General features: G+C 54.3%; 13 protein-coding genes. All 13 read left to right on the forward strand.

The features are described 5' to 3' along the window. The first annotated feature begins 3 nt into the window (after positions 1–3). Positions 4–1,305: a type 4b pilus protein PilO2 gene (gene pilO2 / locus BL249_RS03735; protein WP_099704545.1), complete on the forward strand. Its 1,302-nt coding sequence runs from the start codon at positions 4–6 to the stop codon at positions 1,303–1,305. Next, complete coding sequence (gene pilP / locus BL249_RS03740; RefSeq protein WP_099704544.1) at positions 1,295–1,864, forward strand: type IV pilus biogenesis protein PilP; 570 nt, start codon at positions 1,295–1,297, stop codon at positions 1,862–1,864. Before pilO2 ends, pilP begins: the two co-directional genes overlap by 11 nt. A gap of 5 nt (positions 1,865–1,869) precedes the next feature. Next, the gene (locus BL249_RS03745) at positions 1,870–3,360 is read left to right on the forward strand and encodes a GspE/PulE family protein (protein WP_099704543.1); all 1,491 of its coding nucleotides are present in this window, start codon (positions 1,870–1,872) and stop codon (positions 3,358–3,360) included. After that, positions 3,357–4,472 carry a type II secretion system F family protein gene (locus BL249_RS03750; RefSeq protein WP_099704542.1) on the forward strand — a complete coding sequence of 372 codons (1,116 nt, stop codon included), beginning with the start codon at positions 3,357–3,359 and terminating at the stop codon, positions 4,470–4,472. The genes BL249_RS03745 and BL249_RS03750 overlap by 4 nt, the downstream gene beginning before the upstream one ends. A 34-nt stretch (positions 4,473–4,506) precedes the next feature. Further along, positions 4,507–5,100, forward strand: a complete 594-nt coding sequence (locus BL249_RS03755; RefSeq protein ID WP_099704541.1) for a type 4 pilus major pilin — start codon at positions 4,507–4,509, stop codon at positions 5,098–5,100. 54 nt (positions 5,101–5,154) lie between these two features. After that, positions 5,155–5,637, forward strand: a complete 483-nt coding sequence (locus tag BL249_RS03760; protein ID WP_099704540.1) for a lytic transglycosylase domain-containing protein — start codon at positions 5,155–5,157, stop codon at positions 5,635–5,637. 167 nt (positions 5,638–5,804) lie between these two features. After that, the gene (locus BL249_RS03765; protein WP_158233714.1) at positions 5,805–6,299 is read left to right on the forward strand and encodes a prepilin peptidase; all 495 of its coding nucleotides are present in this window, start codon (positions 5,805–5,807) and stop codon (positions 6,297–6,299) included. Then, complete coding sequence (pilV, locus tag BL249_RS03770; protein ID WP_199073428.1) at positions 6,296–7,696, forward strand: shufflon system plasmid conjugative transfer pilus tip adhesin PilV; 1,401 nt, start codon at positions 6,296–6,298, stop codon at positions 7,694–7,696. The genes BL249_RS03765 and pilV overlap by 4 nt, the downstream gene beginning before the upstream one ends. Positions 7,697–7,834: 138 nt before the next feature. Then, entirely contained in the window at positions 7,835–8,290 is a 456-nt protein-coding gene (locus BL249_RS03775) for a DotD/TraH family lipoprotein (protein ID WP_099704538.1), read from the forward strand. Beyond that, on the forward strand, positions 8,287–9,075 hold the full coding sequence (locus BL249_RS03780) for a type IV secretory system conjugative DNA transfer family protein (RefSeq protein ID WP_099704537.1): 789 nt from the start codon (positions 8,287–8,289) through the stop codon (positions 9,073–9,075). Before BL249_RS03775 ends, BL249_RS03780 begins: the two co-directional genes overlap by 4 nt. Next, entirely contained in the window at positions 9,072–10,229 is a 1,158-nt protein-coding gene (gene traJ / locus BL249_RS03785; protein WP_099704536.1) for a plasmid transfer ATPase TraJ, read from the forward strand. The genes BL249_RS03780 and traJ overlap by 4 nt, the downstream gene beginning before the upstream one ends. Then, the gene (gene icmT, locus BL249_RS03790; RefSeq protein WP_099704535.1) at positions 10,226–10,486 is read left to right on the forward strand and encodes an IcmT/TraK family protein; all 261 of its coding nucleotides are present in this window, start codon (positions 10,226–10,228) and stop codon (positions 10,484–10,486) included. The genes traJ and icmT overlap by 4 nt, the downstream gene beginning before the upstream one ends. Before the next feature lie 15 nt (positions 10,487–10,501). Then, the coding region (locus BL249_RS03795) for a DUF5710 domain-containing protein (protein ID WP_241898831.1) at positions 10,502–10,817 on the forward strand (316 nt) is incomplete at its 3' end.

Below are 10,817 nucleotides of genomic sequence, written 5' to 3' on the forward strand. Positions count from 1 at the left end.
GCCATGAAACAACAAACGACCTGGACACTACAGACCAAAGGCGTCTGGCAGGTTGCAGGCCTCAGCTGGCAGTACCTGCCTTTACGCGGGCATCGGGGGATGCGCCTGCGAGCGAAAGAAGCTGATGCCACTCACTGGGCGGAATTGCTGACCGACGATGGACGCTCTCAGGGAACACTGCTCGGCACTGTGGCACTAACGGACAAAACAGCACTCAAGTCCGGCAGGCATAAGCTGGCTTCACTGGCGCTAACCGCTCTGCCATCGCTGCCACATGACTGCTATGGCGTCATTACGCTGCCGTCTGGCCAGTACTGGTTTGTAGCCGTCAGTAACGGCATGCTGTCACCGTTCGGCGATATTGTGGGCGATGAACAGAGTATTCGGACGGCCGTGTCCAATTTCCTGAGCATTTCCCCCGCACCGCCGGACGGCTGGACTGTGTTTGCACCTTCAGGCTTTTTCCCCGATCTGCAGACAGAAGAAAAGTCGCTTTCTGCACTGACTGAAAACAGAGCCAGCCTGAGACGCAGCCGACTGCGAAAGACCCACAATAAAAAGGTGTTGTGGATGTGGGCCGTGGCCGCGATGGCCATTGTGAGCAGCTACCTGCTTGTCAGTGCCTGGCAACAACATCGGGAAGAAGTGCGGGTGGCTGAGGCCCAGGCTGCGTTACTGGCCAGGCAGCACCAGGAAGGTAGCGCCACGGCAGACAGCCTGAAGCCCTGGGCCAGGCAACCCCGATTTCCGGAGATGTTGAGTGCTTGCAGCACGGTGTGGAAAGCAGCGCAGATTTCGATTGCTGGGTGGGTATTCAATACCGCGACCTGTAAGGCTGACGGAAATATCGCTCTGCACTACACACTACCAAGCGGCGGGACTGTTGGGGATTTCGCAGCCCGACTCCCCGTTATCTACGGTCCGGATATTCAACCTGAGTTCAATATCCCGGGTCGGGCCGATGATGCTTCGTTCACGCTGTCAGTACCTGTATCACCGCCAGCGACACCGGAGCCTTTACTACCGGGTAATCTGCAAATCCAGCATCTGACCAGTTACGCCCAGCGTATCAACGCCCAGCTGCGCATCAGTGAACTGACTACCAACACGCAGTTATCGCAAGGTAATGTGCAAAGCCTTCCATGGCGTACATTCAGTTTCACATTCATTACCGACATTCCCCCTGACAGGTTGTTTGCTCCCACGCGCTTTAACAGCAGCGGGATGAGAGCCTCACGCATCATGACCACGCTCAAAAACAATCGTCTGGAGTACACCATTGAGGGACTTCTCTATGCCAACTAATCTCCGGAAAGCCACATGGGCGCTCTGCCTGTTGTGGCTGTCACCCGGTGTCTTCGCAACACCGACAACAACCCTGCCACCGGCACCATCACCTGAATCAGCGCCTGAACATGCTGAACCTGTTGATATTCCGCAACCGACAACCTTCACCCGGGCTGAAGCCGGGCGGGCATTAAACCTCGGACAGCTTGAATCCATTCAGGCCGAAACAGTCCTGTATGAAGCGCAGCTGGCACGCGCCAAGGCGTTGAATGAACTTCAGCAAAACGGCTATGACCGCGCGCTGGATCAGCCGTTCAACCCAGCGCCACCATCCCTGGATGGCAAAACGGATGTTAAGGGAACCACTCAGGATGCTGTGCCGCCGCAAATCGTGGAAATCACCGGAACCGGAAACGGTTATCTGGCCGTACTGTCACTCAGTAATGGCAACCAGGTCACTGTCCAGACAGGCAATCGCATTCCCGGCACCGACTATGTGGTGAAGCGGATCACTCTCAATGAGGTCGTCGTTTCCGGTAACAACCAATCACTGATGTCGCTTTCTTTTGCGGGGTAACGTTGATGCACAGTAATTCAGCCACTGAATATACGTTCCTTGATCGCGAACGCGTCGAGGGACCAGTGCTGTTTGTCTCTAAGGCGCACAGTAATTCGCTCAGCGTTCAGTCTGTGATTGCCGGAACGCTAAAAGCTAACCCGGGCCTGCAGATAGAACGCATTCAGCTCGACAGACTGATGGAACTGAAAAGCAGCATCCAGAGGGAGCAAAGCAACGCCAGCGCACACTCTGAGCAGCAAAAAAAGATAATCAACTTCTTCCGCCAAGCCAAAGCAAAATCAGCCAGCGATATTCATATGCTCATCGGGATGAATAACGTCACGATCGTGCAGTTCCGTGTGCATGGCGATCTGGAGACCATCACCCAACTGGATGTTGAAGAAGGAATGACACTGGCCTCCACGATCGTGATGTCCATGTGCGATGTGGCGGAGAAAAGCTTTAACGCAAACCGCGCACAGGATGGCCGTGTACGTAAGGAATTTTTGCAGGGGCTTGGGCTTTTTGGTGCCCGTTATGCTCATACGCCAGCTGAGTTTGGTCTGTATGTGGTGATGCGTATCTTACCGGATGATGGTAAGACGCCTCCTACACTCGATGCGCTAGGCTTTCTGCCGGAGCAGCAGTCGCTCATTCGTCGCATGCTGTCCAGACCTGAAGGAGTGATAACCCTCTCCGGTCCAACCGGTTCAGGGAAAAGCACGACGCTGCGCACCTTCAGTGCCATGTACCTGGCGGCAACTGGCAATCGCAAGCGACTGATGACACTGGAAGACCCGCCGGAAGGCGAAATTCCCGGAGCTGTACAAACACCAATAATCGCGGACAAAAGCGACCCGGATGCCGTTAACCGTGCCTGGACACGATCAATATCTGCGTCCCTGCGTCTGGACCCGGATGCCATGGTGGTGGGTGAGATTCGCGATGCTAACTCTGTCCGCTCCACTCAGACGGCAGCTAAGTCCGGGCACCTGGTAAAAACCACACTGCATGCCAACGACGCTGTGGGGATTCTGGACCGTCTGACAGACACCCTGGACATACCAATGGGCCAGGTTGCTGACCCACAGGTAATGATTGGTCTTATTGCTCAGCGTCTGGTGCAATTGCTTTGCCCGCACTGCAAAGAGCGCTGGGAGCAGGTTAAATCACAACTTAATAAGGACCAGTTAGCTTTGCTGACGCAGTTCTGCGAAGTCGAAAAACTCTGCTTCCGTCACAAGGATGGTTGTGAGCATTGCTACAAAGGGGTAACGGGCCGCCGGGTCATTGCGGAAGTGATTCGTCCGGATGCACGCTTCATGGAGCTCTTCCGTCACAATGGTAAGCTCGCCGCACGAAGTTACTGGGTGAACGAGCTCGGCGGGATCACACGCGGGCAGCATCTGATGCGTTATCTCCATGAGGGGCTGGTTGACCCGATTGACGCTGATTATATCAGCCCGCTGGATGAGGACAGTCTGACCCTGCTTCCCCGGGAGAGCACAGTATGATGACCCGCTTGCGTGAAAATCTGAACCGTCTGCGCGTACAGATCCCTTCCTCAGACCAGCTGAATTCCAGCGCCGGCCGCTGGCTGGCGCAAAAGACATTTTCCACCTCCGACCGTCTGACACTGTATGAAGACCTTGCGTTTCTGCTCGATAACAACCTGAAGGTCGAAAAGGCTCTTCAGGCCATGATTGCCAGCTACGGAGGCAAACGTCCCCCGGTAGTCTTCTGCCTTGAAGACATGCTCTCCGCTCTGCGACAGGGACAGTCTGTTGAACAGGGATTAAGTTCATGGATTCCTCTCCAGGAAGCAGCCATTCTCAGTTCTGGTGTACAGGACGGAAACCTGGCTGCCGCGCTATACCGCGCAATTATCGTGGTGAAAGGTATGGGCGAGATGAAAACAGCCGTGATTTCCACCCTGGCGTATCCGGGTCTTTTGATGGGTACTACTTTTGCCATGATGAAGATGGTGAATGAGTACTTCCTTCCCCGACTGGAATCCCTGGCCCCGCGGCAAAGCTGGCAGGGGGCCCTTTGGTGGCTAAGTTCACTCTCTGAGTTTTTTGTAAACAACGCCATTGTTCTGGGGCTTCTCACAGTATTCCTTGTTGCATTTGTACTCTGGTCAATGCCCAACCTGACCGGAAAGACACGGCAACATGTGCTGGACAGAATGCTGCCCTGGAGCGTTTACCGTGATGTTCTGGGCGTGGCCTTTTTACTGAACTTCAGCGCATTAATGCGGGCAAACGTTAAAACGGATGACGCAATTGACATTCTGGGTCGTTATGCCCCTCCCTGGCTGTATGAGCGCCTGGCAGCCACACAACGCCGGGTCAGACAGGGGAATCATCTGGGGCTTGCATTACGTAATGCCGGGTACGATTTTCCCTCCCCCCGCGCCATCGACAAACTGGTTCTGCTGACCGATGGCGATAACGCAGAAATCATCATTGAAAATTTTGCGCATGCCTGGCTGGCGCAAACCGTAATCAGGATCAAGCGAACAGCGACCGTGCTTTCAAATTTCGCACTGGCCACCAACGCGGCTTACATGATCCTGATTGTCATTGCCACACAAAGCCTCAACGACCTAGTGATCGCACGTTAAGCGACTCACTTCTCTCAAACCTAAAGGAAATAGTATGGAACTTCTACGAACTCCATCCCGTTCGGCTGTGCATCGCGGGGCCATCACCCTGATGGAAGCCGCTATTTATATCGTGATTGCGCTAGTCGTTCTGGCCATCGCCATGACTCAGGGGGGCGGCCTGTTTAACCGAAACGACGCAAGCACGGAATTTAGCAACTCTGCGGAGCTGATGAGTAATGCCCGTTCAATGCTCAAAACCTCCGGTATTTATAACTTCAACAGTGCCGATGATATGACCGGTGCCATGATCCAGTTTGGTGGCGCGCCAGCCAACATGACGATTGTGGGTACGAAATCTTCCGGCACTGCGAAGTTACAGAATCTGTGGGGGGGCGCGGTGACGTTGCTACCGGTAGCCACTGCCGGGGGGCAGAAATCCACCTTCTCGCTGACTTACGCCGCTGTTCCACAGGAAGCCTGCATCACGCTTGCTACCAAAATGAGCGCAGCGCCTAACGTGGTCACCACCCAGGTGAACGGCACCACCAATAACGGTCCGGTCGCTGCAAACGCCATTGGCGCTCAGTGCACCGCCGATAACGGGTCCGTCGGTCAGAACACGTTGACGTTTACCAGCAACACCTGATGCCCGCCTTGCCGGTAGCGCTCTGCTGCCGGCATTTTTCTGGAGTGCATTCTTATGTGGTTTTCCTTCAAACACGCCCTGCTATGTGTGGCTTTCGCCGGAGCCATGCTGAGTTCCGTTACCGCACAGGCATTCTGCTTTAACGAAGCCGGCGCCAGGTATCGGGTTGACCCCCTTCTTCTTCGGGCCATTGCCCGGGTAGAAAGTGGCATGAAACCCGGCATAATCGGCAAGAATATGGACGGTAAAAAGTTACTCAGCCGTGATTTTGGGCTTATGCAAATAAACGAACGCCAAATCCCTCAACTGCGGGCGATGGGGATCCTGAATAGTGAACAGGACCTGCTAGATAACCCCTGTCTTAACGTCCAAATTGGTGCATGGATCCTGGCAAAACATCTGCAGCAATGCGGTGTTAACTGGGAATGTCTGGGCTCTTACAACGCCGGATTTGCAAAAGGTAACTCACCGCGTCGCATGATTTATGCCCGAAAGATTTACGCCATGTATATGGCGTCCCGGGGAGGGGGTTCGTGATGATCCTTTATGCGGATGCACTCCTTCTTGCATTTTGCGGAGGGGGGCTTGCCGTGAGTGCCCGACAGCTCACAGACCAGGCCCGAAATTTTTTACTTGAGAATGATGGACCTGATCTGACTCGACAGCATATTACTGTCATCACCGTTACCTTTATCTGCACGGGAATGATGCTGACACTGAGTGCCATTAACCAGCACATCACCTGGTCTGATGCTGGCAGATACATTGCTCTTCTCGCCTGGGGTATACCGATGGTGTTGCTGGATATGAGCAATTGCTGGCTGCCGTTTCGCTATACCACTGGATTCTGGCTGTCAGGCCTGCTTTTTACTTTCCTGCCGGGCAGTTCTCTTACGTTGATGCAGGCACTCACAAGCAGCTGCGTCATGTTCACCCTGCTTTATGCCTTCCACGCTATCGCCTGGCGTCTTCGCGGAGAAGAAGGTTTTGGCCTCGGAGATGTACATCTGATTGCTGCTCTCTGTGCCTGGTTTCCCTGGCAGCAGGCTTGCGTTCTCAGCGGCTGGGCGCTCCTTTTGCTTGTGATTACAGCGTTACTGACCCGTAGACGGGCTCAGCCTTACGCCCCATGGCTGTTCGCCCTGCTGACTGTTCTCGCAGGGAACTTCTCACAACCGACTTTAACGGGTGCTTTATGAAAAAGAAAAATGCCAGACCCCGCATCAACCGGGGGGTATCACTTTTTTCCATGGCGTTGGTCCTGGGTATTGTTATGCTCGCGGCCCCAGTCGGTATGGAGCGATACGCCAATTATCTTGATGAACAGAACTGGACCATCACGGCCACTCATCTTGGGACAGTTAATCAGGGCGCACGTCTTTACATTCAGGACAATTACGACACCCTGTTAAACCAGGTCAAAGGCGGGGGTAATGTTACAGTGACGGGTCAGACGCTTCGCGATAAAGGGTATCTGCCTGCAGGCTTCGCGCTAACTAACAGCAACGCACAGAACTATGTTCTGACGGTAACGCGCAACCCAACACAAACCGACAAACTGGTCGCGTTTGTATTAACTGCCGGTGGCCAGGAACTGTCTTTTAAAGCCCAGCGCTATATTGCCCAGAACACCTCAGGTCTCGGTGGCTATCTCTATCCGGCCAACGTGGCTAACGGTGCCAGTGGCGGCTGGCAGGTCAATCTGTCCAGTATGGGTCTCAGTGGCCAGACGGGACACCTGGTGACGTATCTGACATCAGATGCCCTGGCAGGTGGTGCTGAAGAAAGCGATCGCCTGTACCGTTTTGCCGTAAATGGCCGCCCTGACCTGAATCGCATGCACACCAGTATCGATATGAACGGCAATAACCTTAACAGCGCTAAAGCGGTGAACGCCGAAACCGGTAATTTCAGCGGTACGGTGACGGCCAACGCCGTGACGTCACAGAGCGATGTCCGGAGTCAGAGCGGCTGGCTCATTACTAAATCCGGCAAGGGGTGGTTGAATGAAGACCATGGAGGCGGTTTTTACATGTCAGACAACGACTGGATACGCTCCGTAAATAACAAAAATATTTACACCGGTGGGCAGGTAAGAGGTGGTACCGTTCGCTCCGATGGACGGCTTTCAACAGGTGAATTTCTCCAGCTCGATGCAGTTGCTACTGCGGGCACTTCATGCTCACCAAATGGCCTTGTAGGCCGTGATGCTTCAGGCGGGATACTTTCCTGTCAAAACGGCGCCTGGGTATCAGGTGCTAACTACAACGGAAGCTACTCTTCAATCGGTGCATTCGTATCCACCTATACAGCAGTCAACAATAGCGGCAGGCCAATGACGATTTACGCTTCGGGGGGAACATCAACCGTGAACAGGAAAATCAAAGATGGTGATAACTGCGGAAATACATGGGAACTGACGGGTATTGTTGATGGCCGAATGATAACCGGAGCGGGAACGGCTAACTCTAATTGGAGTAAATCAGGAGCGATAAATTTCATTGTTCCTGCTGGTTCTACTTTCACTGTAACGTCAAATCCCTTGCCCTCTTACGGGTGTTCACCCGGTAGATTTAGCCTGGTTACTTACTCCTGAAATGAGGGGTTCAATTCATCTGGTTTGAGCTCCTAAATCGACTACAGGAGTTTATCTCACCTCGTTCAGCACCATTTTTATCCCCCATTCCACATGATTACGCACATTTAATGCCGTATTAATTCAGGAATTTTCAACATGAAGATAACCATTCTTGCCGCGATGGCATGCGTTCTGCTGTCCGGCTGTCAGCCGCAGCGCACACCATCAGCATCTGTAACCGTTCAGCAGGCATCCGCGGATGCCTCTCAACTCCGTAACATACAACAACATCTTTATCTCGACGGTGCACTTAACCAGACTCCCGGCCGTCTTGCTGCCTCATTTACCGCTAACAGCGAACGCGTGTCGCTTGTCTGGGAAGGAGATGCCATCGAGCTTCTGGCCCAGCTGGCTCGTCAGCGTGGGCTGAACTTTGCCTACAGTGGCGTGCGACTGCCACTTCCTGTCAGCATTCATGTCAGCAATATCACTTTCGAAAACCTGCTCCGCCAGCTGGAAACACAGATTGGCTGGCGGGCCACGCTGAAGCAGCAACCGCTTGAGCTACATCTCTATTTCGCCTTACCTGATAAGGGAGGTCGCCTTGCATGAAACGATCGTTACTTGCCGGCCTGCTGTTATTCAGCACCCTGCCGGCGCTGGCAGAAGATGCTCCGCCCGGGAGTATTCAGGATTACCTGAATCCGGCCGCCAATGACTACAACGGACTGAGCGACACCGTCTGGCAGATGCTCAATGATGCTGGGCAGACCGTAGGTTTTCAGGGAGGTAAAGCCCAGCGAGCCTGGGAATTACGCCAGATACTGACGGAACGGGACAGCACCCTCAGCGCAATGTACGACTTCCGGCCACTTATTAGTCGCCAGGGCTACCTGCCACCGGTGATAGCCACCTCTGCAGACCTGGCCCATGTCACGCCTGACCAGATTCGCACGGCATACCGGACGTACAACATTCTGGTCCCGGCCCGGTTCGTCAGTAATCCACCTGGCTGGCGTACCTGGCTTTTGCCGGGTCTGGCCAACAAGCGCATCGATGCACCGGATGCCAGCGTTCGTCCCAAAAACAGCAAGGAAAAGGCGGTCTGGGAAGCCGCAGTTCGCAAGGGTTGGGAAGATGGCCGCCAGAGTGCAGATCGGACACTTGAGTCAAACTTTAACCGCCTGACCCGCGATTACACCGGCATGTTGCGTTACTCCACGCTCCTGCAGCAGGGCATCATCCAGGCACCGGATGTGAAGGAAACTCAGCAAAGCGTCACCGGAACACGGGATGAGCTGATGATTGGCGATAAGGTCAAACGTATTCAGGATCCTGCCGGATTTGTGGTGGACAAGAACAAATGGAAGCCCGTGATTCGTAAGGGGGCGCAATGACGCTACCCGCATTTGATTTTCACGAACATGGCGGGCTGCACGCCGACAGCCTGCGGGCCTTTCTGGTCCACTGCGCGCGGAACAGTGTTTCCGATATTTTCCTGCAGGGAGGCGGCCCACTGGTCGTGGATTTGCACGGCCGTAAGGTCCGCGCCAGTGAGTTTCGGATTGAACCGCCACAGTTAACCCGCCTGATGGATGATGTCTTTTCGGAGCAGATCAAAGGCGACCTGAAGGCCGGGAGAGGGGTAGACCGGGCACTGCAGCTGACCGGTGATATGTATAACCGTTATGGGCTGGAACGCGGTGAAAGCCTGCGCTTTCGCTGTAACTTTGTACAGGCCACTATCGGTGATTACGACATGGTGCCGGCCCTGACGCTCAGGACTATCCCGACGGTCATCCCTGAGCTCGATGCGCTGGGGCTTGAGGAGGATTTACTCCCCTGCCTGCTTCCTCACAAGGGTCTGGGCCTGATTACCGGCGAAACCGGGTCTGGTAAATCCACCCTTCTGGCGTCTACCTATCAGTACACCGCCAGGAATGACCCCGATCGCAAGATAGTCACAGCAGAGGATCCTATTGAGTTTCTGCTGAATTTCCCCGATGCGATTCTGATGCCTGAACAATCGCAGATTGGCAGAGACGTCGCTTCATTCGCTGAACATCTGCGCCTGACGTTGCGCCGCGCCCCGGGCGTGATTGGCGTGGGTGAGATACGTGACCCGGAAACGCTCAGTGGCGCCATCATGAACGGTCAGTCCGGACACCTTTGCCTCTCCACCATGCACACCAACTCCCCCGGGGAGACTATTCCCCGGGCCCTGATGCTGGTTCCGGAGGATCAACGTGAAGCGATGGCGTGGAACCTGCTGAGCAATCTGCAGTATGTCATTACCCAGCGCCTGCTTCGGACTACGGACGGGAAACGCCAGTCTGTCAGAGAATATCTGGTATTTGATGACGAAGTGAAAGAGTCACTTGGCCAGCTTAAGCACACACAGTGGCAAGACTGGATTGATAACCGCCTCAGCGAACGCGGTGAGCGGATGAGCGATAAAGCCTGGCGCATGTATCAGGGCGGACGTATTGACCGCAAAGAGCTGCTGACGGTTATCAGCCCTCGTGAAATTACGCGGAGGGAGGCGATGTGAAAATCTGCGAATGGCGCAATTCAGGACGCCGGCTGGAAATATTTGGCATCCCCGTCGTCCTGTTTGCCCTGTACTTTGCGTGGTTCCAGTGGCCAGAGACCAGCACGTTCTGGGCCGTTACGATTCTGATTATCTTTTTTCGGATCCTCTCCTTCTTCGGCTTCACCATCACTGTGTTATGGCAACGACTCGTTAGATTCCTGCGTGGCAGGCAGCTGACCGGACGTCCGTGGTGGTACCGCCGGTTCTTTGAATAACAGCAGGAACTGATTATGCAAAAACGTACCTACCTCACTATCACACCAGATAACAAAAAGGACGCTCTTCGCGCGGCCGGACGCCTGGCTGATGGAAATTATGCTCTTGAGTATGATCGTTCAGAAAAACTCTGGTTCGCAAAGCCAGACGCTGACCTTGAGAAGGTAAAACCCTGGCTTCCTGAAAATACCGTCTCTCAGCTGAATCAGACCACTACCGACAATCTGACGCCTGCAGAAGAATTTGCACAGGTACTAAAGGATGCCGGCTTTATCCTGCCTAATAACAGCCTGCCTGAAATGGACGGGAAGCGGCACAGGGTTGCCACCG

The sequence above is a fragment of the Erwinia sp. OLFS4 genome, assembly GCF_002752165.1.
Taxonomy (GTDB): domain Bacteria; phylum Pseudomonadota; class Gammaproteobacteria; order Enterobacterales; family Enterobacteriaceae; genus Izhakiella.